Annotated in this window: 28 protein-coding genes; 15 read left to right on the forward strand and 13 right to left on the reverse strand. The window is 42.5% G+C overall.

Annotation, left to right across the window (positions count from 1 at the left end):
* Positions 1-45: 45 nt before the first annotated feature.
* A complete protein-coding gene (locus CDG76_RS20405) occupies positions 46-984 on the reverse strand; it encodes a cation diffusion facilitator family transporter (RefSeq protein ID WP_094350761.1) in 939 nt (312 codons plus the stop codon).
* 712 nt (positions 985-1,696) lie between these two features.
* Here CDG76_RS20405 and CDG76_RS20410 point away from each other — a divergent pair.
* The 8 genes from CDG76_RS20410 (at position 1,697) to CDG76_RS20445 (ending at position 8,977) form a co-directional block, all read left to right on the forward strand.
* Entirely contained in the window at positions 1,697-2,191 is a 495-nt protein-coding gene (locus CDG76_RS20410; protein ID WP_094350762.1) for a DUF2231 domain-containing protein, read from the forward strand.
* Positions 2,188-2,793, forward strand: a complete 606-nt coding sequence (locus CDG76_RS20415; protein WP_094350763.1) for a DUF2231 domain-containing protein — start codon at positions 2,188-2,190, stop codon at positions 2,791-2,793. The genes CDG76_RS20410 and CDG76_RS20415 overlap by 4 nt, the downstream gene beginning before the upstream one ends.
* Positions 2,794-2,839: 46 nt before the next feature.
* Positions 2,840-3,763 (forward strand): cytochrome c oxidase subunit II, encoded by a 924-nt coding sequence (locus tag CDG76_RS20420; RefSeq protein WP_094350764.1) that lies wholly within the window; start codon positions 2,840-2,842, stop codon positions 3,761-3,763.
* Positions 3,753-5,408, forward strand: coding sequence for a cytochrome c oxidase subunit I (locus CDG76_RS20425; RefSeq protein WP_094350765.1), 1,656 nt, complete (start codon positions 3,753-3,755; stop codon positions 5,406-5,408). Before CDG76_RS20420 ends, CDG76_RS20425 begins: the two co-directional genes overlap by 11 nt.
* A gap of 150 nt (positions 5,409-5,558) precedes the next feature.
* On the forward strand, positions 5,559-6,224 hold the full coding sequence (locus CDG76_RS20430; RefSeq protein ID WP_094350766.1) for a cytochrome c oxidase subunit 3: 666 nt from the start codon (positions 5,559-5,561) through the stop codon (positions 6,222-6,224).
* Between the two features lie 38 nt (positions 6,225-6,262).
* Positions 6,263-6,508, forward strand: coding sequence for a hypothetical protein (locus CDG76_RS20435; protein WP_094350767.1), 246 nt, complete (start codon positions 6,263-6,265; stop codon positions 6,506-6,508).
* 160 nt (positions 6,509-6,668) lie between these two features.
* Positions 6,669-8,036, forward strand: a complete 1,368-nt coding sequence (locus CDG76_RS20440) for an NAD(P)/FAD-dependent oxidoreductase (RefSeq protein WP_094350768.1) — start codon at positions 6,669-6,671, stop codon at positions 8,034-8,036.
* Between the two features lie 530 nt (positions 8,037-8,566).
* A complete protein-coding gene (locus CDG76_RS20445) occupies positions 8,567-8,977 on the forward strand; it encodes a peptidoglycan-binding domain-containing protein (protein ID WP_190240912.1) in 411 nt (136 codons plus the stop codon).
* Positions 8,978-9,155: 178 nt separating this feature from the next.
* On the opposite strand, the gene CDG76_RS20450 is transcribed toward CDG76_RS20445, so the two are convergent.
* The 4 genes from CDG76_RS20450 to CDG76_RS20465 form a co-directional block, all read right to left on the reverse strand.
* Entirely contained in the window at positions 9,156-9,791 is a 636-nt protein-coding gene (locus tag CDG76_RS20450; protein ID WP_094350770.1) for a nucleotidyltransferase family protein, read from the reverse strand.
* Between the two features lie 9 nt (positions 9,792-9,800).
* The gene (locus tag CDG76_RS20455) at positions 9,801-10,958 is read right to left on the reverse strand and encodes an XdhC family protein (RefSeq protein ID WP_094350771.1); all 1,158 of its coding nucleotides are present in this window, start codon (positions 10,956-10,958) and stop codon (positions 9,801-9,803) included.
* Positions 10,959-11,485: 527 nt separating this feature from the next.
* Positions 11,486-11,887, reverse strand: coding sequence for an HNH endonuclease (locus CDG76_RS20460; protein ID WP_094350772.1), 402 nt, complete (start codon positions 11,885-11,887; stop codon positions 11,486-11,488).
* Complete coding sequence (locus CDG76_RS20465; RefSeq protein WP_094350773.1) at positions 11,884-12,246, reverse strand: hypothetical protein; 363 nt, start codon at positions 12,244-12,246, stop codon at positions 11,884-11,886. Before CDG76_RS20465 ends, CDG76_RS20460 begins: the two co-directional genes overlap by 4 nt.
* A 744-nt stretch (positions 12,247-12,990) precedes the next feature.
* On the opposite strand from CDG76_RS20465, the gene CDG76_RS20470 reads away from it, so the two are divergent.
* The 5 genes from CDG76_RS20470 to CDG76_RS20490 are packed head-to-tail and all read left to right on the forward strand — an operon-like array spanning position 12,991 to position 16,643.
* Positions 12,991-13,290 carry an ArsR/SmtB family transcription factor gene (locus CDG76_RS20470; RefSeq protein ID WP_094350774.1) on the forward strand — a complete coding sequence of 100 codons (300 nt, stop codon included), beginning with the start codon at positions 12,991-12,993 and terminating at the stop codon, positions 13,288-13,290.
* 28 nt (positions 13,291-13,318) lie between these two features.
* On the forward strand, positions 13,319-14,170 hold the full coding sequence (locus CDG76_RS20475; protein ID WP_094350775.1) for a phosphate ABC transporter substrate-binding protein: 852 nt from the start codon (positions 13,319-13,321) through the stop codon (positions 14,168-14,170).
* Positions 14,127-15,005 (forward strand): phosphate ABC transporter permease subunit PstC, encoded by an 879-nt coding sequence (pstC, locus tag CDG76_RS20480; RefSeq protein WP_094350776.1) that lies wholly within the window; start codon positions 14,127-14,129, stop codon positions 15,003-15,005. Before CDG76_RS20475 ends, pstC begins: the two co-directional genes overlap by 44 nt.
* Positions 14,998-15,852 carry a phosphate ABC transporter permease PstA gene (gene pstA / locus CDG76_RS20485; protein WP_094350777.1) on the forward strand — a complete coding sequence of 285 codons (855 nt, stop codon included), beginning with the start codon at positions 14,998-15,000 and terminating at the stop codon, positions 15,850-15,852. Before pstC ends, pstA begins: the two co-directional genes overlap by 8 nt.
* The gene (locus tag CDG76_RS20490) at positions 15,849-16,643 is read left to right on the forward strand and encodes a phosphate ABC transporter ATP-binding protein (RefSeq protein ID WP_094350778.1); all 795 of its coding nucleotides are present in this window, start codon (positions 15,849-15,851) and stop codon (positions 16,641-16,643) included. The genes pstA and CDG76_RS20490 overlap by 4 nt, the downstream gene beginning before the upstream one ends.
* Positions 16,644-16,695: 52 nt before the next feature.
* On the opposite strand, the gene CDG76_RS36330 is transcribed toward CDG76_RS20490, so the two are convergent.
* The 7 genes from CDG76_RS36330 to CDG76_RS20520 form a co-directional block, all read right to left on the reverse strand.
* On the reverse strand, positions 16,696-16,905 hold the full coding sequence (locus CDG76_RS36330) for an MFS transporter (RefSeq protein ID WP_143854128.1): 210 nt from the start codon (positions 16,903-16,905) through the stop codon (positions 16,696-16,698).
* A gap of 18 nt (positions 16,906-16,923) precedes the next feature.
* Positions 16,924-18,240: a Gfo/Idh/MocA family protein gene (locus CDG76_RS20495; protein ID WP_094350779.1), complete on the reverse strand. Its 1,317-nt coding sequence runs from the start codon at positions 18,238-18,240 to the stop codon at positions 16,924-16,926.
* Between the two features lie 142 nt (positions 18,241-18,382).
* On the reverse strand, positions 18,383-19,054 hold the full coding sequence (locus CDG76_RS20500) for a DUF4142 domain-containing protein (protein WP_094350780.1): 672 nt from the start codon (positions 19,052-19,054) through the stop codon (positions 18,383-18,385).
* A gap of 484 nt (positions 19,055-19,538) precedes the next feature.
* Positions 19,539-20,444 (reverse strand): NmrA family NAD(P)-binding protein, encoded by a 906-nt coding sequence (locus CDG76_RS20505; protein ID WP_094350781.1) that lies wholly within the window; start codon positions 20,442-20,444, stop codon positions 19,539-19,541.
* A 255-nt stretch (positions 20,445-20,699) separates the two neighbouring features.
* Positions 20,700-21,212 carry a quercetin 2,3-dioxygenase gene (locus CDG76_RS20510; RefSeq protein WP_094350782.1) on the reverse strand — a complete coding sequence of 171 codons (513 nt, stop codon included), beginning with the start codon at positions 21,210-21,212 and terminating at the stop codon, positions 20,700-20,702.
* A gap of 146 nt (positions 21,213-21,358) precedes the next feature.
* Entirely contained in the window at positions 21,359-22,255 is an 897-nt protein-coding gene (locus CDG76_RS20515; protein ID WP_094350783.1) for an AraC family transcriptional regulator, read from the reverse strand.
* A gap of 347 nt (positions 22,256-22,602) precedes the next feature.
* The gene (locus tag CDG76_RS20520) at positions 22,603-22,989 is read right to left on the reverse strand and encodes a DUF6632 domain-containing protein (protein WP_094350784.1); all 387 of its coding nucleotides are present in this window, start codon (positions 22,987-22,989) and stop codon (positions 22,603-22,605) included.
* Between the two features lie 517 nt (positions 22,990-23,506).
* On the opposite strand from CDG76_RS20520, the gene CDG76_RS20525 reads away from it, so the two are divergent.
* Positions 23,507-23,881, forward strand: coding sequence for a hypothetical protein (locus tag CDG76_RS20525; protein ID WP_094350785.1), 375 nt, complete (start codon positions 23,507-23,509; stop codon positions 23,879-23,881).
* Between the two features lie 28 nt (positions 23,882-23,909).
* Positions 23,910-24,041 carry a hypothetical protein gene (locus tag CDG76_RS39170; protein WP_262984349.1) on the forward strand — a complete coding sequence of 44 codons (132 nt, stop codon included), beginning with the start codon at positions 23,910-23,912 and terminating at the stop codon, positions 24,039-24,041.
* A gap of 74 nt (positions 24,042-24,115) precedes the next feature.
* Here the strand turns inward: CDG76_RS39170 and CDG76_RS20530 are convergent, their stop codons facing one another.
* A complete protein-coding gene (locus tag CDG76_RS20530; RefSeq protein ID WP_094350786.1) occupies positions 24,116-25,054 on the reverse strand; it encodes a cation diffusion facilitator family transporter in 939 nt (312 codons plus the stop codon).
* Between the last annotated feature and the right edge of the window lie 198 nt (positions 25,055-25,252).

The raw sequence follows: 25,252 nt of genomic DNA on the forward strand, positions 1-25,252 counted from the left end.
TGTCTTAATCTACCTGGCAACTACTATATTTATGCGATTAAAAATTTATTGAGAAGTTTGCGAAAATTTACGAGCGGCAGTTAAGGATTTTGCTTCAATAAAAATTTGTTTGATTTCAGGATGCTTTTGGCTAATTTTTACTTCTAAACTTTCTACAGTTAAGGCTATTTCCTCACCTGTAAGATTTTTAGAAAATTGGATTTCTAAGTTGAGTAATACTTCCTGTGGAGCAAGCTGCATTGTTAGTACACGTACAACTTCTTGCACTCCTGGTTCTGTTTTGGACAGAGAGCGGATATTGGCTATGGTTTGAGGATTAGCACTTTCGCCAAGTAACAATCCTTTACTTTCTCTTGCTAATACCACTGCTACTATAGCCAAGATAATGCCAATAATAATTGAGGCAATGCCATCAAAATAAACATTATTAAATAAATGTCCTAAGAAGATTCCGATTAAGGCAACGAATAAACCTAAAATTGCAGCAGTATCCTCAAATAATATTGTAAATACCGTGGGATCTTTACTGTTTTTGATTGCTTGCCAGAAATTTTGTTTACCCTTGGTCGGCAAAAACTCTTTTAAAGCTACAGTCCAAGAATAACCCTCCAATAATATTGCCATACCTAACACAATATAATTCCACATTGGGTTTTCTAAAGGACTAGGTTTAATTAAATGAGTTATTCCTTCATAAATTGACATCCCGCCGCCAAGGGCAAAGATGAGGATAGCAACGATGAAAGTCCAGAAATAAAGTTCTTGACCGTAACCAAAGGGATGGCTATCATCTGCTGGCTTTTGGCTTCTCCGAATTCCCAGCAAAAGTACTAGTTGATCGCCAGTATCTACCACCGAATGAATCCCTTCAGATATCATGGCGGAACTGCCAGTAATGGAGGCGGCGATAAATTTAGTAATAGCGATCGCTAAGTTAGCGCCCATCGCTGCAAATATAGTTTTATGAGATGAATCAGACGCCATGAGAGTAAATCACAATTATGCAGAAACTTCTAATTCACTATCCAGATGGGTAACTTCCCATTGGGTTGGTTCGACATTGTACCAAAACGTTATTTTAAAAATTTCTAGTATTTTTCTAATCTATCCAGAGAAAGATAAATAGCATATTTTTGAATTAAAGATATTTAAATCATTTGTCATTTATGTGACAATAGTATGTTTTTCTTTTTAAGATTTGTAAAAATGTAATTTTAAAGTTTATATCAATCTCAAGAAAGATTTATGGTATATTCAAAGCAAGTTGGGTTATTAGTTAAAGTAAATTTTTTAGTTAATCAATCTCAAATCTAAGATGACCTCAAAAAGAGAACCATGTTAAGACGTTAAAGAGTTTTTAGCCGACTCTAAACCGTCTTATTAGCTTGGCTATTATCAATCCTATCTAATCAAAAATAAGCATTTTTTAGTTATTGTAAATGCCAATTAAAATTTGATATTAAGCAAAAATATAGTTATTTTAGTGAGTTTTGACATTGAGAAAAAATAATTACTAAAAAATAGTAAATATGTATTTTTTGTTTCAAAATTTACTTGATAAATTTCAGTACATCATATTTTTGATTGGTAGTTCTGTGGCATTAAAACAGTATTCTTGAAAATATGAATGGTACGTTAAACGGATGGCAATTCCATACAACGCATCTACATATTTAGATCCATAAAGGAGAAAGCGATGCCTGCTCTGTCTCTAAATAACCAAAATTTACCATACCCTGACCCTCTACACCCCATCATTGTCCACTTCGTAATCGCGATGGTGCTTTTTTCTTTCGTGTGCGATGTGCTGGGCTATTTCACCCGCAATGTGCGGTTATTTGAGGTGAGTTTCTGGAATATGTTTGTGGCCTCAGCAGCTATCTTTTTAGCGGTAATTCTTGGTCAGTTTGAAGCAGGTCTAGCAAACATCTATCCAGCAGTCCAACCAACCTTAAATTTTCATACAGTGATGGGTTGGTCGTTGGCGGCTATTGTCGTTGGCATTACAGCTTGGCGTTTCGTGATTCGCAAACGCACTCCACGGAAAGTTCCGCCTGCTTACCTTGGTGCTGCAACGTTTTTAGTCTGCTTAGTGTGCTTGCAAGTCTATCTAGGAAGCAAGCTAGTTTGGGTGTATGGGTTACACATCGAGCCAGTTGTGCAAGCGATGAAGCAGGGAGTTTCGCCATGAACTGGCAACTCATTGACCAGTTGAGATTGAGGCTGAATGCTAACGGATTACCTTATGAGATTCCCATACATCCGCAACTGGTGCATCTAACATTGGGGTTGTTCATTCTTGCGATTATTTTTGATATTGCCGGAGCGCTTTTTGCTTTAGAAAAACCAATCTTCAAATTTTTGGGTTTGCCTACCCTCCGTTCTGGTTTTTTTGATGTTGGCTGGTATAACCTCATAGGAGCAGCTTCTATCACCTTTTTCACCGTTGCAGCAGGTTTTTTTGAGCTACTGCTAGCAAATCCACCAATCGATCAAAAGAGCGTTTGGGGGTTAACTGCTGGTTGGACGATGCTTTTGCATGGTTTGGGTGGTATTTTGCTGTTGGGAGCGATCGCAGCCATGACAATATGGAGAGGTTTGCAACGTTATCGCTGGCGTAAGGATGCTTCCAGGCAAGTGCAGTGGAGTTACTTGTTAGCAGGTATGGGAATATTGGCAATATTATTCGTTCATGGAACTTTGGGGGCGCAATTGGGAGAAGAGTTCGGCATTCACGTTACTGCTGCGAAGTTACTCCAAGAAGGTAAAAACCCAAATTTACTACTCAAATAATCAAGCGGGAAGCACTCTCTTCAATTTTGAATTTTGAATTGTTAATATGTTTAGTTTTTGGGAATATATACTAATAGCGTTTTATGTAGCAGGGCTGCTAATTGTCAGTCGGTGGATTGGACAACAGGCATTTTCTTGGATGCCTCCCCAGGCGACAGCAGAAGCACAACGAGTAGATGATTTATTTAGCTTTTTAGTCTCAATTGGAGCATTTATCTTGCTGGGGCTGGTTGGTGTTATTGTGTATGCGATCGCCTTCCATCGTGCCCGCCCGGAAGACTACAGCGAGGGACACCCTTCTAGAGGTAATGGAAAGTTAGAAATATTGTGGACAGCGACGCCAACTTTGTTAGTAGTATGGATTGCCTTTCAAAGCTTCAATATTTATCAACAATTAAATATTCTCGGTCTAAACCAAATTGTGCATTTGCACGCGCCCCTAGAATCTGCACCCGCCTACGCCGCAACCGTTAGCGATGTCCCCAAGCCTGCGTCTGAAACAATTGATGTTTTCGTTAGGCAATGGGATTGGTCTTTCCATTATCCAAATAATCTTACCAGTAAGGAATTACACTTGCCGATCAATCGCAGCACTCGCTTAAAGATGCAAGCAGAGAAAGTAATCCACGGTTTCTATGTTCCTGAGTTTCGCTTAAAGCAGGATATTATTCCAGGGCGGAACATTGACATTGTGCTAACACCCATTCGCCCAGGTAAATATCGGCTGAAAGATTCTCAATTCAGTGGTGCTTATTTTGCCTTGATGGAGGCAGATGTATACGTTGAGTCTCTTGAGAAGTATAACCAGTGGCTCGCGCAAACAATCTCTAGCGAAAGTGGGAATGCTCCAAATCAGGCAGTTGCCGAAAATATTCAACCACCAAAGACATTATTCAAAAGCGGCTGGTACACAGTCGCACCGGCTCAACCTGCTGTAGCGAATCAAAGGAAGATAAATAATGACACATGATTTGAGTGGAGCTATAGCCAAAGATAGAGAACCTCAGAACAACTGGCGGGAATATTTCAGCTTCAGCACCGACCATAAGGTAATCGGTGTTCAGTACATGGTGATGACCTTCATTTTCTTTCTTCTCGGTGGGCTGTTGGCGATGATTATCCGGGCTGAATTGCTCACCCCGGAAGCAAATTTAGTTGACCGCCCCCTCTACAATGGTTTATTCACCATGCACGGGACAATCATGATTTTCCTGTGGATTATACCCTTCAATGCAGGTCTTTCTAACTTCTTAGTACCGCTGATGATTGGAGCGCGGGATATGGCTTTTCCCGTACTCAATGCCATTTCTTTTTGGATTCTACCACCAGCCGGTCTTCTACTACTGTCTAGTTTCTTGCTACCTAACGGGACTGCACAAGCTGGTTGGTGGTCTTATCCACCAGTTAGTCTGCAAGTTCCAGCCGGTCAGTTGATTAACGGTCAATTTATTTGGATAGTTAGCCTAGTACTAATCGGCATCTCTTCAATTATGGGGGCTGTTAACTTTGTTACCACTATCTTTTGGATGCGATCGCCAGGGATGACATTTTTTCGGATGCCCGTCTTTGTGTGGTCAGTTTTTAGCGCCCAGCTGTTGCAGCTGATTAATTTGCCTTCCTTGACGGCTGCATTAATACTCCTATTACTTGACCTTTCCTTTGGTACACAATTTTTTAAACCTGAAGGAAGTGGCGATCCCATTATTTACCAACACTTATTCTGGTTCTACTCACACCCCGCAGTGTATATCATGGCGCTACCAGCCTTCGGTATTATTGCGGAAGTTCTGCCAGCCTTTTCTCGCAATCCTCTATTTGGTTATCGGTCAGTAGCTCTTGCATCTTTAGGTATCGCTGTAGTCAGCATCTTCGTTTGGGTGCATCACATGTTCACCAGTGCAACCCCCGGCTGGATGCGGATGACCTTCATGGCCACCTCAATGTTAGTTGCTATACCCACAGGTGTGAAGGCATTCGCTTGGACTGCCACAATCTGGAGGAGCAAATTGCACCTAGAGACACCAATGTTATTTGCAATGGGAGGTGCAGCGATGTTTATTTTTGGCGGTGTCACTGGTGTGATGCTTGCTGCCACGCCATTTGATATCCATGTCAATAATACTTACTTTGTCGTGGGTCACTTCCACTACATCGTTTTTAATACCATTACGATGGCAATCTTCGCCGGAATTTACTTCTGGTTTCCCAAAATAACTGGCAGGATGTACGCTGAGGGTTGGGGTAAACTGCATTTTTGGTTGACCTTTATTCCTGCCAATATCACCTTTTTCTCCATGCACCCATTAGGTTTGCAAGGAATGCTACGCCGAATTTCTTCCTACGATCCTCAGTATCAGGGATGGAATGTTATTGCTAGCCTGGGATCGTTCTTGCTTGGAGCATCTACACTGCCCTTTATTGCTAACATTGTCGGTTCTTGGCTATATGGAGCGAAGGCAGTTGATAATCCTTGGCACGCTACAGGATTGGAATGGACAACTTCTTCACCACCTCCGCGAGATAACTTTGAAGAGATTCCTATTGTTAAAAGACCTCCTTACGATTATGGCGATCCAAAATATTCATTCGTGGAAAATTCTGATGATGGTGAGTAATTTCGTTTCTTTATAAAGCTGCGCTAAATCCTAGCTTTTTTTTTAACGCAAAGGTAAGCGGAGGTTTTTTAAAGATAATTCGCTATGTCTGAAAAATCAGATGGAACCTGAATTTATTAATTACGAATTACGAATTACGAATTACGAATCATGCAACATCGCAGCATCCATTTAGATGAAAGTCCGATCCGTTTCGATCGGTGGCGGCGACGCTTACCGAATTGGTTACAGCGCTTTCTGCCAAGTGGTGGCGGAAGTCATGAAGATCATCATGGCAAAGGAATGTTTGGGTTTACTGTATTCCTGTTGTCGGAAAGTATCATCTTTTTGAGTTTTATCTTTACTTATGTTGCTCTGCGACTGAATACTAGTAACTGGCTACTACCCGGTATTTCTGGGCCAGAATTGTCTAAGCTCGTGATTATTAATACGGTAGTTTTACTTTCTAGTAGCTTTGTGATTCAACCAGCAGAAAATGCCCTCAAACGTAATCAATTGGGTAAATTTCGCGGGCTATGGTTGATAACGATCGCAATGGGAATCTACTTTTTAATTGGTCTATTAATTGAGTGGAAAAATCTCGATTTCAAGCTCACTACGGGATTAGTTGGTTCCACATTCTATTTGCTGACAGGTTTCCACGGGTTACACGTTCTGGCGGGTGTTGTGCTTCAGATAATTATGCTGATTCGCTCATTCATTCCAGGCAATTATAATAAAACTCACTTCGGTACAAGTGCAACAACTTTATTTTGGCACTTTGTTGATGTAGTTTGGGTCTTCCTCTTCTCGCTTCTCTACCTTTGGCGGGCATAAAGATTTTCAGTTAACCAAGTATTTTCAGGAGTAACTTTATGAATTTCTTCATCCAAGAATTACCAGCATCAGAACTCGCCCCAAAAGCAGTTCAAGAAACTCCCGCACCAGGTAAAGATCCGCTAATTGCACAAGGTTTACAAAAAGAGCAATATATTGGCATTATTGGGCTAGCGATCGCTCTAATCGCTGCTGTGGGATTTTTTAGTCGCAGAGTCGAATACGCTATTGCTTTTGCTTTATTCCTCAGCGTCTTTTTAATTGCGTTATTTTTATTCATATAACTAATTAGTCATTTGTCATTTGTCATTGGTCATTAGTATTTTCGTAAAAGTCTTAATTTTAGACTTTTACTTTCCACTTCTGCGCCTTTGCGTGAAACCAAAAAATCTGAATTTAAATGCGTAACATCCTAGAAAATTTCTGAGACTTTGGAGGTATTTTATGAATAGCCCAGTTTACCAAACTGTGATTCTTGGTGGTGGCTTCACCGGCTTATTTACAGCCTTACACCTAGCTCACGAACATTATCCTCGCTCTGTGATTTTGATCGATCAAAATGAAAGCTTTTGCTTTAAGCCATTACTCTACGAATATTTCAGTGGCGAGATGGATGCTTTTCAAGTAGTACCGCGTTTTGTAGAATTGCTTAAAGGTAGTGGTGTAATTTTTGTTCAAGATGCAGTGGAATCGATAGACTTGCATCAACAACAGGTCAAATTAGCTTCAGGAAACTCCTACAACTACAGTAACTTAGTCTTAGCTTTGGGTAGTGTTACTGCTTATCATCATCTTGAAGGTGCTAAAGAATACGCTTTCCCTTTTTGGACAGAAGCAGATGCGATCGCTCTCGATCGGCATTTAGGCGACTGTTTGCAAAAAGCAATCAAAACTGAAGATCCAGAACAACGTCGCCAACTGCTAACAGTAGTTGTAGTTGGTGGTGGTGCAAGTGGTGTAGAAATGGCAGCTACCTTAGCTGATTTACTCCCACATTGGTATAGCGCTATGGGAGGAAATTCTAGTGAAATCCGGGTGGTATTGCTCAATCACGGACAAGAAATTCTCAATGGTGATATTAACAATCCTCTGCGTCCAATCGCTGAGAAAGAATTACAAAAACGCACGATTCCAGTTGAAATACTTACGGGAGCAGAAGCCACTACTATTCATGCCAATGCCATTGAGTATAAGCGCAATGAGCAAATTGAGACATTGCCAACATATACCGCAATCTGGACAGCTGGCACTTCTATTCACCCACTAATTAAAGATTTACCAATTTCTCAAGAACATCGCGATCGCCATAACCGCCTTCTAGTGACTCCTACAATGCAACTACTCGACTTTCCAGAAGTATTTGCAGGCGGGGATTGTGTAGCAGTTCAAGATAATTCACTACCGCCAACAGCCCAAGTTGCTTATCAGCAAGGAGCCAATATTGCCCAAAATTTGAAAGCATTAGCTTTAGGCGAAGACCTCAAACCAGCAAAGGTAAATCTACGCGGAACTCTCTTAAAATTAGGTTTAAATGATGCTGCTGCTAACTTATTCAATATTTTTGAAGTTGCAGGCGAATCCGGGCATTTAATTCGTCAAGGAACTTATTTAACACTATTACCAACACCAATTCATGACTTTAAAGCAACAACTGAATGGGTGGATGAAGAGATTTTTCATCACCACCTCGATCCTCATGATGTGGGCAAAAAAGTTGTTCAAGCAGTGGAAGTGGTTGGTGCAGGAGTTATGGGTGTTTTAGCTGCCAGAAAATTATTGAAAATGTTGGGTTCGGAGGATAAAAGAGACTAGTACCGCAAGGCGGAAGTCAAAAGTTAACACTGAGCGGAGTCGAAGTGTCAAAAGTCAAAAGAATTGTATTCCAAGCTCTTGCACTATTTGAAATAGTATGTTTATTTCCGCCGTGTTGTACTAGGGATTAGTAATCTATCAAGTTTAAATTGATGAGTAAACAAGTTCGTAGTGAGTTAGGGCGGTCTTCTCTACGAGACGCTTCGCGTTCGCATAAAACTAACGAACCCGTTCGATAAGGACTTTAGTGCTTAGAAAATAAGGACTAAAGTCCTTACTACAAACTCTTTATTACTAGCGCAATTTCGTGCGACATAAATTTTAATACATTTAGTCATGGTTTTGTCACAATTTCGCAATAGCTTTGTCAATACAACGTGTGATGCTATAGCTCTGGCTTCGGAAATAGTCTCAGACTAAACCCACACACCAGAATCTACAGAAGAGAATCACTTAAGGCACAGTACCTTATGAAGATGACTCTTCAAATAGAAATTGCAAAATCTCATACAGTTGTAAGGAACAAGAAAATGAATTGGAAAGTACTTGCTTTGCTCCCTGCTTTGACTCTAGCTACTGCCGTGCCTGCTTACTCTTTAACTAATAATAAAAGCCAAAATTCGGCTACTGCTACCCACATTGCCCAAAGTACTCAGCAAGGCAACACTATGAAAAAAGCTAATGCTGTACCAAAGCTTAGTGCCAAGCACAAGTCTAATCATCTGGCAAAGCGTAGTACTGGTACTGTACTGACGGTAGGCAGCAGAGGAGAGACAGTGAAAACTGTTCAGAATTCTTTAAAGCAACAAGGATTCTATACAGGAAGTGTGAATGGTGTGTTTGATAACAAGACTCGTGCCGCTGCGATCAAATTTCAGAAATCTAAAGGATTAAGAGCAGACGGAATAATTGGACATCGGACTTTAGCCGCTCTTAAATAAAATAGTTTACTAATATCCTCATTGCTAAAATGCTTTAAAGACAAAAGGCTAGGAAATAAATTCTAGCCTTAAAATACTAACCCAATTTTTTCTATTTTTCTATCTGTGTAGGTCGGGGAGACACCGTATTCTGGAGCCAGCGCCCTCTTCTCTACTTATTCACTTTTAGCGATATTGTTCAAGATACTCCAGAAACTCCTCTATTAATTGATACCAATTGTTCGTAATCCTTTGGTGTATCAATATCTATATCCCCTAGTGGAAACGGAATAGAAAACACTTCATTAAGGTTATGATTAATAACTTTTTTCGCTCCTGAAGTTTCTTTTAAAGCGGCAAGTTCTGAAAAAAATGTCTGACTAAATAGAGCAGGTACACCTAATGTGTCTCCATATTCACAAGCAATAATCGGTTTTTTTGTCAAATAATATGTATCAACAAGTTGATTGATAATTTGGGGAGAAACAAATGGCTGGTCGCAAAGTGTAATAACTACTGCTTCTATTTTTTGCGGAAGATTATTTAACAATTCAATACCACTCTTGATTGAAGTACTCATTCCACAAGCCCAATCCGAGTTCTTAACTACTCTAACGGGAAGTTGTTTAATTTGGGGATGAATCTGTTCTGCGTTGGCTCCAAGTACTACTACCACAGGTTGACAAACTGAAGCGATCGCAATTTCTGTAATATATTGTAAAAAACTACGCCCTTGGTAAAACAATAGTTGTTTCGGTGTACCCATCCTAGTAGATGCACCAGCAGCAAGAATCATAATGGCTATGCTTGATTTCTCGTTGTCTATAGCAGTCATACATAAAAACTATGTGGTAAGTAGCAAGTTTGAGTTGCTTTCATAACATTGGTGAATTGGTTGATTGCGATTTCTTAAAAAATCACCATTACGGTTTGTTAGCACTGCTTGAATTTCTGCAATAATAGCGATCGCTATTTCTTCTGGTGTATCTGCTCCGATATCAATCCCAATCGGGCCATGCAGTCTGGTTAATTGTTCAGTAGTATAATCTATTCCTTGCGAACCTAAATCTTCAAGCAATCTTTCAGTACGCGCCTTTGGGCCTAAAACCCCTATGTAGCGCGCAGGAGATGGCAGCAACGTTTTCAAAATTTCTAGGTCATCAAGATAATTATGCGTCATCACTACAGCAACTGTGTTGACATCTATAAATACCTGTTTTTGTAAAATTTCTCGCCGAGTCAGAATCACATCACAAGCTATTGGAAATCGCGCTTTAGTTGCCTCATTAGCTCGACAATCGACTACAGTAACGTCCCAACCTAATGCTTGAGCAAACTGTGCTACGGGTATAGCGTCATAACCTGCACCAAATATTACTAAAGGCGTGGGTGGTTGGATGACTTCAATAAAAACTTCTGCACTGCCTAAAGGTAACTGATAGTTTTTTACACTAGACTTTTGATTAGTAAAAGCTGCTTGAGTATCTACTTGCAGAGATTGAATTAAATTTGGATCTTTGATGTCAGCGATCGTTTTACCATCAGGATACAGCAGTAAGCGCGACCCAAGTTTCACATCTACCTCGCCTTCAAAGGCAAAGACTGTAGCAATAATACCCAAATGTTTTTGATTGAAGCACTCTTGCGTAAAAGCGATCGCATTCGGTAAATTTTCTTTTTCAAGACGTTCGATGAGAACTTGCACTGTCCCATTGCACCCCAAACCAAAGCCCCAAAGAATATCTTCTGAGGCGGTGTTATCGTAAGTCACAACAATTGGTTCGCCGTCCGACATTCGTTGTTGAGTATGCTCAAATACGTCATTTTCCAAGCAACCAGCGCTGATTGTTCCAATCATCCGACCTGTATCTGTCATCAACATTTTGGCACCCGGTCGGCGATAGGTTGAACCTTGAGTTTTGACTACAGTAGCAAGAAAAGTAATTTCACCATTTTTTTGACTTGACTGGAAGCCTTCTAAAATTGCTTGTAATTCGTTCATTTGCTTGCTGATTTTTCTGTTTCTAGCAGTTTATAAACTTGAGTAGGCAGTCTCAATGGAAACAATGTGATGACTGTGCCATTGTGCATTGCTGCTAGTCTCAAACACTCCTTCGATTTGCTGCCCTTTAACGATTACAGTATATACGTTAGATTGAGGTGCGCTCGCGGTGTTCTGCTATCCAAGATAAGCGAAAACACCACTGAAATCATGCCCCACAGGATAGTTGTCAACTTTAGTCATTTATCTATCACAAGAGTTAGCACGGAATACTGATTTTCCCTAAAATACAGTTTTGGCAGAGTACTTTAAACTTATTGCAAAAGTCTTAATTTGAGACTCTTTATTTTTATAAGAAGTCTATTGTGTTAATTTAAAATATCTATCTACAGGCTGAATTTAGTTTGAACATTTAGCTGGCATTCAATCCGAAAGATGCACATTTTGTTTAGAAAAAATGGCGTTGCTGACACCCCCGCAGATAACCTTTCAACGATTAAGTGCATAGGTGTTGTTGTGCTGCATGACTACGGAAACAACCCCAATCGAATCCATAATTGCCGTGCTGCTACCTGAGCAGGACTGTTCATCGCCAAATACTCTACTGTAACTTCTCCGACTGGAGTCATTCCCCTAATTTTGCCAGATTCAACATCAACCTGAAAATGTTCACTCCACTGATTTTCTCTTGGATGAAATAACCGAACTTCAGTATTGGAATCAGGCAAAGTGCCACTGATGCGAGTTCCTTTACGGAGATTACAGGAGCGACACGCAAGGGCTAGATTTGCTTTATGATTTGCACCTTGTCGAGAAATTGGAATAATATGCTCCACCTCAAACGGAAAATTGAAAACGACTTCAGGAGCTTGGCAGTACTCACAACGATGGTTGGCACGCCCAGCGATCGCAGTATAGTACGGATTCATGAATTCTCTGGCTGCATCAACGCAGCAGTGCGGGCCGTCGCCGCTCTCAATTCAGCCTCAACCAAGTCATCCAGCTGTGCCTGTTGTTCTGGTAGCAATTCTTGTCCCCGATCCCGTGCCGATCGCCATAATCTCATCAACTCTGATAACCGTTCTTGTTGCTGGGCACTAAAGAATGCGTCAGGACGAAAGCTTTGAATGACCAGTAGCGCACTAAACTCAGTCTCACCCAACTGGGCAGTTAACGCATCTAAAGCTTGCCCCGCAGTTTTGCCAACCGAATGTTTATCTCCTGCAATCGCACGATAGGATTTCTCACCGCTAGCGTCTCTTGTTGGTAAAATTGCTACAGTAGTCATACTTCTAGCCTAAAGTTGCTGCCTCAATTTATAGCTTTATGCCACACTCTACCTGATAGCAAATAAATTGCGAGCAGGTTGTTAACTCTGATGCACGTCTAGGTAGTTGCTCAAAACGTGTAAACATGAAGAAGTTTGTCTAACGACTTGTATTGCACTTGTAGTATAGTGTGATGATTTGTGTGTGTTCATACTTTTGCAGCAATTATTTACTTAAAACATCAGCAATTAGCTGCAAACCAAGACAAATTCCAATAACTCTCGCAAGGGCGAACGCAAGAATTGAACCAATACAAAGCGTAGACGCAAAGCGGTGAGAGAGTCGCAGTCTTCTCCCTTGGCGCTAGCCTCTCCCTTTGGGAGAAGGGGAGACGCTAAGAGCGATGGCGGTTGCTATAAGTGTTTAGGAAAAACGATAATTTTCCAGCAACTGAGCGATTGCTTTTCTCTCTTGCGTGCCTCTAGGCAGAATGTCATGAAGAAAAGGTGAAACCCTTACGATTGATTCTAGTTTATACCAATGAAAACTCATTAAATCTCAGTAAATAGGATAAACATTAAGCTTTGGTTAAAAAATTTAATTTTAATTGTAGAGCGTGACACTTTCTACTTTAAAATATGAATCAAATTTCATATGAATTGCTATTTATTTGCGATCGCAGCAGTTGTTAATTTTCGCTGAACACGAGAGCATTCGCTGCCAAGTAACTTCGGAAACAAGAAAAACCTATTCCTTTAGAGGCAATGAAAAACAGCAGCGAGAAGCAGGTTAACTGCGTAGAAAAGCTGAAGGTACTGGCAGATGAAACTCGTCTAGCAGTATTAGAACTTTTGATCGACAGTCCCAAACACGTGGGAGAGATGAATGCAATCTTGGGCTTGGAACAAAGCCTGCTCTCCCATCATTTACAAGTTTTGCGTCGCTCCCAGTTGGTTGTGACCTCGCGTCATGGGAAAGCAGTTCTCTACCGCCTGGCTCCAGAAGTGGAAGTAACTACTGGCAAAGCTTTGAATCTTGGCTGTTGTGTCCTCTGTTTTAACTAAAAACCCAATTTCGGGTTGAAAAGTAATAATGAAAAATTCTCAAATTTTACCTCTGGCGATTGGGTTGGCTACCTGCGTTTGGTTACAAGGCTGTTCTTGGGCAAATCGAGATGCAAATAATACAAATCAGCTTCAGGGAAAACTAGTACTTACTGGCTCCAGTACAATTGCCCCGTTAGCGGCTGAAATTGGCAAGCGTTTTGAATCTCAGCATCCAGGTGCGCGAGTTGATGTGCAATCAGGAGGGTCTTCGCGTGGGGTTTCTGATGCTCGTCAAGGTGTCGCTAATGTTGGCATGGTTTCCCGTGCCTTGTTGAAGCCAGAAGAAAACGATTTAAAAGCATTTTCTATCGCTCGTGATGGAGTGACAGTAATTCTCCACAAAGACAATCCAGTAAAATCGCTCAACAACAAGCAAGTTGTAGATATTTACACAGGGAAGGTGACTAACTGGAAACAAGTGGGAGGTACAGATGGAGCGATTACAGTTGTTAACAAAGCCGAAGGACGTTCCACTTTAGAATTATTTACCCATTATTTCAAACTGAAAAATACAGACATCAAAGCCCAAGTAGTAATTGGTGACAATCAGCAGGGAATTAAGACAGTTGCAGGAAACCCGAATGCAATTGGTTATGTATCGATCGGATCGGCAGAAAATAGTGCAGCCAATGGAGTAGCTATTAAGCTGCTACCTGTAAATGGTATAGCTGCAACAACAGCCAACGTCCAGAATGGGACTTTTCCGATTTCTCGTCCACTTAACTTAGTAACCAAAACCCAACCTCAAGGATTGACAAAAGCATTTCTTGATTTCGCGCAATCACAACAGGTAAATGACATTGTTCAAAAGCAAAACTTTGTCGTCGTCTCTAAATGACTTTTGGTTAATTTGGATACTGCGTTTTTTAGCGGCGATCGCCGGAGCGATCGCACTTTTAATTATCGGCTTTCTGATTCTGGAGTCTCTACCAGTCCTCAATCATGTCGGAATAACACGTTTTTTTACAGACTCTTCCTGGAACCCAACCGCCGGATTATATAATCTTTTCCCGATGTTATTGGGTACATTTTTGGCAATGGTTGGCTCAGTAGCGATCGCGACACCGATAGGAATTCTATCTGCGGTTTTTTGTCAATTCTACGCCCCACCAGAAATGGCTCGGTTATACCGTCGCTTAATTGAACTCTTAGCAGGAATTCCTTCTGTAGTCTACGGTTTTTGGGGATTGGTGGTGCTGGTTCCGATGATTGGTAGGATACATCCACCGGGGCCAAGTCTATTAGCGGCTATTGCCATTCTCACAGTGATGATTTTGCCCACAATAGCGCTTGTAGCCGATGCCAGTTTAGCGAAAATCCCAACTTCCTATCTTCGGGGAGCAGCAGCTTTAGGATTATCCCGTTGGGCAACTATCTCTAGAGTCGTGCTTCCTGCTGCCAAATCTGGATTGTTCACAGGCTTAATTTTAGAAACAGGTCGAGCAGTTGGCGAAACAATGGCTATTTTGATGGTGTGCGGCAATGTGGTACAAATGCCAAAAAGTATATTTGACCCCATCCGCACGTTGACAGCTAATATTGCTCTGGAAATGGCTTATGCCACAGGAGATCACCGTTCGGCGTTGTTTGTTAGCGGTTTAGTCTTGATGGGAATGATTGTGCTATTAGTTGCGGTTGCGGAAGTCATCAGTCAAGGAAAAATATATGGGTGAACCTGTTGTAAGTCCTAAAGATTGGTTGCCAACAATCATTGTTTGGACAATTGCTGCCCTAGTTACTGGTATCTTCCTTTGGATACTCAGTGATATCCTTTGGCACGGTATAGGACACTTGACGTGGAAATTTCTGACAACTGAGCCAGAAAATGCTGGCAGAGAAGGGGGAATTGCCAGCATTCTTGTTTCCACTTTTCTGATTATGGCAGTGTGTATGGCGGTTTCTATCCCCATTGGTGTTGGTACAGCCGTTTTACTGGCAGAATTCACCCCCGTGGATAGTTGGTTTGGTGGGTTGGTGCGGCGTAGTTTAGATGTACTGGCAGGAGTTCCCTCTATAGTCTTTGGGTTGTTTGGCAACGTCTTCTTTTGCCAAGTTTTGGGGCTGGGATTTTCTATTTTGTCGGGAGGATTGACCTTGGGATGTATGGTGTTACCAATCTTGATTCGCTCTACAGAAGAAGGATTTCGCGCTGTTCCCAATGAGTATAGATTAGGAGCCGCAGCTCTTGGTTTTTCCCGCACGACAACCCTATTTCAACTGTTGTTACCTGCTGCTGTCCCTGGTTTGGTTGTGGGATTGGTGCTGGGTATTGGTCGAGCGATCGCAGAAACTGCGGCTTTAATTTTTACTAGTGGTTACGTAGATAGAATGCCAGAATCACTGCTGGATTCCGGGCGTGCCCTCTCGATTCATATTTTTGATTTATCAATGAACGTCTCTGGCGGAGATGCCAATGCTTACGCTTCAGCATTAGTCTTGCTGGTATCACTGCTGGTAATTAATGGTACAGCAACATGGATTGCAGATAATTGGTTGCACAGGAGAATTTTTTCTGGATGAAATCGGCAAATATCGCTACTGGAATTGTTGAACCGTTGATTGAAACGGAGAACTTAACTCTGCAATACGGTCAAAAAACCGCATTTGCTAATGTCAATTTGAGTGTGAATCTGGGGGAAATTTTGGCATTGGTGGGGCCTTCTGGTTGTGGAAAAACTAGCTTTTTGAGTTGCTTAAATCGGTTGACAGATATGATTCCCCAGTGTCGAGTCCAAGGGCGGATTCGCATCGGTAGTTTAGAAGTGCTAAATGCCAAAACTAATGCGAACGCGCTGCGGCGGCAAGTTGGGATGATTTTCCAAAAGCCTAATCCTTTTCCTTTATCAATTTGGAAGAATCTGGAATTACCTTTGCGAGAACATGGTATCCATAAAGAACAAATCGATGCGATCGTCGAGACAAGCCTGAAAGATGTTGGACTTTGGGATGAAGTCAAAGACCGACTGCAAACCTCTGCCTTAGCACTTTCTGGCGGACAGCAGCAAAGGTTGTGCATAGCTAGAGCCTTGGCTTTGCAACCAGAAATCCTGTTATTGGATGAACCTTGTAGCGCCCTCGACCCAATTGCCAGTGGAATAGTTGAAGACTTAATTACTAGTTTGCGTCAGCGTTATACCTTGCTGATTGTGACGCATAACCTAGCGCAAGCCAAGCGCATCGCGGATCGAATTGCTTTATTCTGGGTGCAGTCAGGTGTTGGGCAATTGATTGAGTCAGGTTCAGTAGAGCAAATTTTTGAGTACCCTCAACATCCCTTAACAGCAGCTTATGTCACGGGTGCAAGGGGTTGATTTGAAAAATATAGAATCACTCCGCTATCGCTGCGTTCGTAATGACAAGTATTTAGCCGGACATGATATCAGTTCTAGAAATATTGGGTAAGAAAAGAACTGGATTGTAGAGTTGAGGAAACAGGGGAGATATGGTGATAGAACTTATTAACCAAGCTCCCTCTGTATCCTCCAGCCAACACCCAATGTTGGAGACAATTGAAGCAATTGAGCGATCGCAAAACAAAGATTTATGCAGCGGACTGCAAGCAGAGGTTGTCATGACTGCGGTATGCACATATCACTTCAGCATTCGAGGAGCAGGGCCACGAGTGGTATCTAATCCTGACACACGAGGTAGAGCGATCGTTTTGCCTGTTTGTGCCGCTTCGTAAATCAACGCGATTAGTTTTTGGTCTTGCAAACCTTCTTCACCAGGAGTATGGGGTTGTTTATTTTGAATCACACAATCTGCCATGTGATCCATTTCTAAGGCGAACTGATTCTTCTCACCTATCCGCACTTCGCTAATATTTTCTGCCATGCTGTTGGTGGGCGATTTGCGCGAAATCATCATTCGCAAACCGTTGTAGGAGAACCCAGGATCGAGTTGCGCCCAAGCATCAGAGCCAAAGACACGAAACCGACGCGCTTCGTGGAAGCCGTAGCTAGTGGAGCAAATCCCTAGTATTCCACTGGGAAACCGCAGCTGGAAGGTGACACTTTCTTCAACTTCTTTGAAGCGGGGATCGCCAGGAGTGCTGAAGATTTGGGCGCTAATTGCGATCGGTTCTTCTCCCGTTAGATAGCGAGTTGCATTCAAGCAATAAATTCCCACATCCGGTAAAGAGCCACCTCCAGCTAAGGCGCGTTTCAATCGCCACTGATTTAAGTCACCTCCCTGGTTTTGTCCGTTATCTGCCTGAATCACCTTCACAGTTCCCAATTCTTTGCTACGGATCATCTGAATCATGGCGCGATGGTGCGGCTCATATTGGCAGCGATAAGCAATCATCAGCTTGCGATCGGCTTGTTTGCACGCGTCGATCATCTGTTGAGCATCTTCGACTGTGGTTGCCATTGGCTTTTCACACAGAATATGCTTTCCAGCTTTCGCACCACGCACCGTATATTCCCGGTGCATACTGTTAGGCAATACGATATAAATCACATCAACGTCTGGATTGTTGCGGAGATTGTCGTAATTCTGATAGTTGTAAACGTTCTGCGGTTTAATGCCATACTGCTGGGCAACAAGATTTGCTTTGGCAGCATCGCTACTAACTAATGCAGTTGGCTTTGCTAGTTTACATTCTGCAAAGGCAGGCATGATTTCTTCCAATGTCAGTCTGCCAAGTCCAACGATCGCAAATCCTAAGCGTCGCTCTGGAGGTAATGCAGTTGGTGGCCCACCCGTATCAACCTCAGTTTTTTCTGAGATGGGCGGAAACTCAATCTGAGGCGGCAACGAGCCTCCGCGTGGAGTGGCTTGTGCAGTTGGCTGTTGGGCAGTAACCTCTTCGCCCACACTACCAATTGCGGCGGCTGAAACGGCTCCTAACCCAGCTGTAGTCAGAACCTGACGACGAGAAATTTTTCTTTTAAACAATTTAGACATCGCGGTTCCTTAAAATTCTCCTTAATGATGAAATTTTGGACTTAATACAGCGAAACGCTACGCGTAGCTTGCTTCTTTGCAGAAGTACGCGTAGCGGATAGAAAGGGAAAGAAGAAAAAATACTTAACTCAACTGTATTGCCTTACGGAGTAGTAGTTGGGGTACTCGTTGGAGTTGGGGTGCTAGTTGTACTTCCAGGATTAACAAGGGAACGAACCTGTTGATGGTGTTCTTGGAGGATTGGTAGAGTTTGAGCCGCAAATGCTTTCACATCTGGATCTTGTCCCTGTTCAGCTTCAGTTTGAAATAGAGAGACATCTTTTTCATGATCTTGAAGCATGTGATTCAAATATTGGCGATCAAACTTAGCACCAGAAAGTTTGGATAAGCTTTGCTGGACTTGCTTATTTTTGCTGTTGAGACTAGTTGGCAGCGTTACACCTTTTTGAGTCGCCAACTGTTTAAGTTGATCGTTCACTAGGGTATGATCTTGAACCATACGCTGTCCATACTGTTTTACCGCATCGCTAGCTCCACGTTGTGATGCTAGTTTTCCTAGTTCGACTTCTGCTAAACCACCTTGAGCAGCTTCAGTCATAAACTGTCTGTCTAAAGAACTGAGGTTATTTTGCGCTGATGGAGTTGATGAGGCAGTTGGTGATACAGTTGGGGATGGGCTTTCGGTTCCTTGTACAGGTACAGCAACTGGAGCTTCAGATATATTATCGTCATGAGGCGTAGTCGGTGTGCAACCAGTCGCCAGAGATAAGGCGATCGCTACTAAACCAGTAGAGAGTATTTTGAAATTGGACATAATTAGTGTTCTCCTTGGATAAAGCTATATTTTGAAACGTTGAATGAAAAATAAGCGCGATCGCACAGTTGTACCTTCCTATAACATTTCAAGGCTTTGAGGATAAATACATCTTCCAATCGACAGACTCAGCAATAGATGTAACTCACACCTACCACCTACGCAATTCTGTAGGCGTAGTCCGTGGTAGACATCGCTGTTTCCATAAATAAAACTGGTTAAAGATGATCGATGGCACTACGGTGCAACGAATCCTGAAGCAGAAGCAGTTTTTAACAAGCTGCGTCTACTGATTTCCATAATTGTCTCCTACAAGCAACAACAGGAATGAGCCGTATAGTATCACGGCTCTCTAGCACAGAGACTCTAACTAAGGTGTGTTTTTAAATATACTTCGCAAGATGCATCACAGTGCAAGTTGATGTATTCCCAATGCAAGCTGAGGCATTCACAATGCAAGCCGATTTCCACCAAAGCTGCCATTTTACAAATTTCCTTTGCTTAGAAATTGCTTAACCGTCTTGGGTTTAATGTGGGGATAGCGATCGCTCCCAATCCGATCGAGTTTGCCTTTACCCGATACCATCGCGTACATATACTGGTGGTAAACGTACTCTTCAAGGGAACTGGCTGACGCTTTTTTGTTAGCAATCCAAGCTTTCATCTCGGCGATACTGCCCAATGATTTTTCGGTTAATTTAGTGCCCGTTGCCTCTTCATAAGTGGCTTTCAATTGCTTCGGGGTTAGAGTGTCACCCGCGACTTCCAATGCCGTGTTTCCTAAGCTTGGGTCGCTCACCGCTTCAGCCACATACTTGGCGGTATCATCAGTAGTGGTGAGATCGAGCAGCGTTTCACCATCGCCCCAGTATTGAAATGTCTGATGTTCTAGGTCAAACAGCGGCATATAGGTGATGATATCCATAAATGCCCCGTTGAGAACTAAGGTATATTCCAAACCGCTGTGCTGGAGATACTCAAACACTTCCTTCCGCATATCCAGGTTATCATTGTCGCCGTAGTCCAGCTTGCGGTAGTCCACGGAGTAATCGGAGGGAATGAACCGCTTCACGCCCTGCTGTTTCGCCGCATCAATCAGGTTTTTCTGCCCTGGCACAGTCACTTCATTATTGCCGATCGCAGATACGACAACATCAACCCCTGCACAGGCTAGCAGTAGGGTTTCAGGCTGCATCACGTCACCTTCGACTATCGTTGCGCCCTTGGCTTTCATTGCGTCGATCTTTTTACGATTTTCTGGATTACTGTCGTTGATTGACCGCACCATTGCTCGAACATTAAGGTTGCCTTTGTCGAGTAGAGCCGAAACAATCTTAGAACCCAGCATTCCAGTAGCACCAGCAACCAAAACCGTTAATTTTGTAGTCATAATTTTCCTTGTAATGAACTTGTAAGCCTTAATCGAAGAACACATTGCTTTCCTATGCAAACTGCTGTTTTACATAGTTCCTTTGCAGAGAAATTGTTTAACTATCAGGGATTTGATGTGGCGATAGCGATTTATCCGAAGAAAGTCAACAATTGTTGAGTCAAATGGTCTGGGCATTCCGAAGCCAACCAATGACCACAATGCGGCATTGTGCCGCCGCGCACTTCTTCTGCAACCATTCGTATGTCGGGTAATTTAGCTTGCGAAACCTTGTAAGAATTTGGTTTTAGCCGCAGGATACTTCTGGGTGACTTGCTCAAGCGCTTGATTGGCTTGTTCTTGATTGGGAAAAGGCAGTGAAGCAGGAGGCAATGTACGCGCCTCTGCGGGCACTGTTGTGGCTATAATGGTGTACTCAAAACCTGCGGGGACATAAGTATTGAGTAATCGTGCCATTTCAGAATCGATTTGAAAAGCGTGTTTTGTGCCTCGTGGAATTGAGACAAACGATCCAGCAGTTGCTTTAATTGGCTGGTCTTCGACAAAAAAGGTGGCTTCGCCTTCCATAATGTAGAAGGTTTCATCTGCTGCCTCATGGATATGAGGCCCAGCAGCAGGGCCGTGCGGCACCAACTGTTCTATACAAGAATACTGTCCATCCGTATCTTCAGCAGTTGCCAGCATAATCCAGAGAATGCCCATACCCCAGTAAGCGCGACCTTCGGCACTATTAACTTGAAAAGCTTGTGGCTTGTTTTGTGCGTTCATGTATAAATCCTTTATTTCAATTAGTTGTAATTTATGGTGGAAAAAGCTTAATTTTCATCCCTTGATTGACCAATCTCTAGAAATCGTAAGAGAAATGAAGCTTGACTGTCTTGGACGATCTTGCTTTTTAACAGTACATTCTTGCTCTAAGCGCGGAACTGGCTGGGTGAAACACCAAAATGGCGCTTGAAGTGGCGGTTAAGATGACTTTGATCGACAAAGCCTACTTGAATTGCAATGTTAGCAATCGAGAGATTTGTAGTCTTGATTAGCCGTTTCGCCTCTTTTGTGCGGCATTTGAGTAAATACTGATGTGGTGTTAACCCGGTCGATTGTTTAAACAAACGGCTAAAGTAATAAGGACTTATCTGCACCATTTCAGCCATGCTCGTCAGGCTAGGATTCTGCGCCGAATGCTGATGAATATATTCAGTCACTTGTCGTAATCGAGCCTGTGATAATCCATCAGAATAGCTTGCAATTTTGGGCTTTTTGGTCGAGTAGTGCCGTAGTAAATGAGCAGAAAGTGCGGTTGCCATTGACTCGGTGTAGAGGCGATCGCAGGCATTCTCAGATTCAAGATTTACTTTTAAAGCAATCCCAATTTGATAAATTAATGGGTCGTTTAACTTGAATTGGGGTACAATCTCAAGTCGATCCGGATCGACCACTTCCGCCGCGATTTGCTCGATAAACGTGGGTTCAAGGTGTAGAGCAATCCACTCGCTTGCATCTTGTAAACGGACTGATACAGGAGCAGTTGCAGGGGTTAAACAAATATCGCCGTTTCTGAAGCGATCGCATCGTAGATGACCATTCAGCAATTGCTCTTTGATCGCGACGGCGTGATTGAGATGAATAGTAATCAAATGCTGCGAGAAACAATGCTCAGGGGTCTCAACGGCATTGTGGTATTCGTAATAGCTAACTCTGACTCCATTCCAGAATCCTTTTTGACTAGCAAGAACAGGCGCACTTGAACCAATTTTTGAAATGAATTCGTCGCTGGCAGCGTCAAGTATTAACGGCTGTTCTGTAGTCATGCTTCTTTTACTGGCTGTTGAAGTCTCACTAAATTGAATAAATGCTTTGGTTACAAATAGCACTCATTCTTACCCCCTGATATCTATCTGGAGTTAGGATTAATTACTTTTTGTATAACTGACTTTTCACGGCATCTGGAAAACCTAACTTCTATTTCTCTCTCGTAAAAGGCTACGGTGTACACACAAGTCGAATTACCCTCCTTAATCCCCCCTTATAAAGGGGGGAAACAAGAAATCTCTAGTTCCCTCCCCTTTATAAGGGGAGGGTTAGGGTGGGGTAAAACCTTGGTTAATCAGCTATTTCAGACTTGTGTGTACACCGTATATTTAGATAGATAGACATTCTACGCTCGTTCATGTACTTGACCCACTTTGCGGGGCGCTAAAAAGCCAAGGACAATTGCTACCAAGAACAATGCTGGAACATCACCAAACAGGTGTCCCTGTTCAACAGGGTCAATTACTGCATGTACCGCCATGATCAGCCCGTGGACTGCACTTGATATGACGGTGAACCAAATTAAACTGAGGTGAGCTTCTGGTTGCTTTGAAGCTAACAGCAAAAAGATACCAAGTGTCGCATAAACACCAACGATCATCTGTTCGTATTCGTGCTGACCTGGTTGCCATAACCAGCCTGATGCCCAGACTTGAGTTAGCGGATAGATAAGTAGAAAAGCTATTCCAACAAGAATAAGAGCAATTCGTAAGTAGCGATCGCGCTCATCCATTGCTTTAACCTCCCTTATTTTCTAGTGCAGCCTCTACTAACAAAACTGTATAATTTTTTAATTGTATTCCGACTAGTGACACTTCAGCTTTAGAGTGTTAGAAATTTTAATGCCCCTCGTGGTTTAAAGAGCGCAATTGCGATCGCGCTACTTGTTAATTAGTGTCGTCTTACGGTTTTGTAATTGCATCGGTCTGTTATGCCAATACATCGGTCTGTTATGCCAATACATCGGTCTGTTATGCCAATACATCGGTCTGTTATGCCAATACATCGGTCTGTTATGCCAATACATCGGTCTGTTATGTTAATACATCGGTCTGTTATGCCAATACATCGGTCTGTTATGCCAATACATTGACCTGTTATGTTAATACATCGGTCTGTTATGCCAATACATCGACCTGTTATCTTAAACTATCCTTTCTAACCTTGCCCTATCTAAAAATTTCATCTTACTGTTAACTTTTTTTGTTGCAATGGGTACATTAAATGTACAATTTACTAAATATTCATGTATGCCTCCCCAAAATACAACAAACCGTTTGCGCCCTCAACTGATTAGTCAAGATATTGACTCATTCCACGGTTTACAAACCGTCAGCACCTACAACACAACTCGTGCTGATGCCTCATCTGCTAATTTACAGGAAGCTTATCAGGCAATGTTGATTTCTCAGCAAACCGAAACTGAAAAACTAGCTTTATATCGTGCGGCTGCTGATGCTGCTCGATTAGCAGAGTGGGAATTTCATAATGCCGTATTAGCGATGAAAGAAGTTGTACGCGGGCAATATGGCTCAGATAGCGATCAAGCTCAAGCTGTGGGACTGAAGAAAAAATCAGACCGCAAGCGTCGTTCGCGGAAAAAGACAGTTGCAATCGCAAGTTAATCAACTTGTTTGAGTTTGAAAATTGGCGATGCCTACGGCTGGCTATGCTTACGCATTTGCAGTATTTAGCGTTGCAGTTGATGAGAGATGCGATCGCGTCATTCCTGAAAGCTTAACGGCAGCAATTAATCTCTTATTTTATGGGAACTCCAAAAAATAAATTATCCAATTTTTGGAATCAAAACAACTTTTCCTCCCCCTGCTCCCTGCCCTAAAAGCGATGGGATATTTTTATTATTTGGAAGTCCCTATATCTTGCATTTGCTGATTGCTCGAACGCTCCAACTCCAAATCTTCCCAAGAAACTGGATCTTCTACAGGTTCTAAATGAGTTGTAACGTGGGTTGAAGGTAGCACCCGAAGAATAGCAAGCTCAATTGCTTCGCACAAATCATGCCCTTGTTGCACTGTCCAAGATCCAGGTACAAGAACATGAAAGGAAACAAAGCGGCGGGTTCCAGCAGTGCGGGTTCGCAAGGCATGAAACTGGATGTCCTCACGTTTGTACTCGTTAAGGATGCTTTTGATCGCGTCAATTTCTTTTTTAGGCAAAGCTGCATCCAGTAACGCGCTACTGGTTTCCCGTAGCAAACGAAATCCTGTCCAAGTAATATTTGCTGCTACTATCAGCGCGACAATTGGATCGAGTACGAGAGTGCCTGTTAGCTTGACGAGTAAGATTCCAACTACCACACCACCCGAAGTTACTACATCAGTAAACAGGTGGTGAGCATCAGCCTTTAATGTAATGGAACGTAAACGTCGCCCTGCTCGTAGCAAGATAAAGGCAACAACGCCGTTGATTGCGGTTGCAAATAGGGAGAGTGCCAACCCTAATCCCAGTTGTGTTAACGGTTCTGGATGCAACAAGTGTCCCCAAGCTTCAACAGCAATGCTAATGGCTGCGACTATAATCAACGCACCTTCTGCACCACTGGAGAAGTATTCGGCTTTAGAATGTCCAAAGGCGTGTTCGGCATCGGCTGGTTTCTCAGCATAGGTCAATGCCCATAGAGCAACCAATGCAGCTAGGAGATTTACAATTGATTCAATCGCATCTGAAAGCAAACCTACTGACCCGGTTAGCAGGTAAGCGCCAAATTTTAGGGCAATAGTGATGATTGCTGCTGCAATCGATAAGAAAGCGTAGGATCGGGCTGTTGGACGACTCATCTCGGTCACGGACGTAATTACAGTGATTCCGAGTTAAGAGTACCAAATTTTACTTTAGCGATCATCAGTCCTGAGTCTTCTACTGATTGGTATTTCAAGACGCGATAAATCCAAGACGCGATAAATCCAAGACGCGATAAATCCAAGACGCGATAAATTCAAGACGCGATAAATTCAAGACGCGATAAATCGCGTCTC

Origin of the sequence: Nostoc sp. 'Peltigera membranacea cyanobiont' 210A (genome assembly GCF_002246015.1) — a bacterium.
GTDB lineage: Bacteria > Cyanobacteriota > Cyanobacteriia > Cyanobacteriales > Nostocaceae > Nostoc.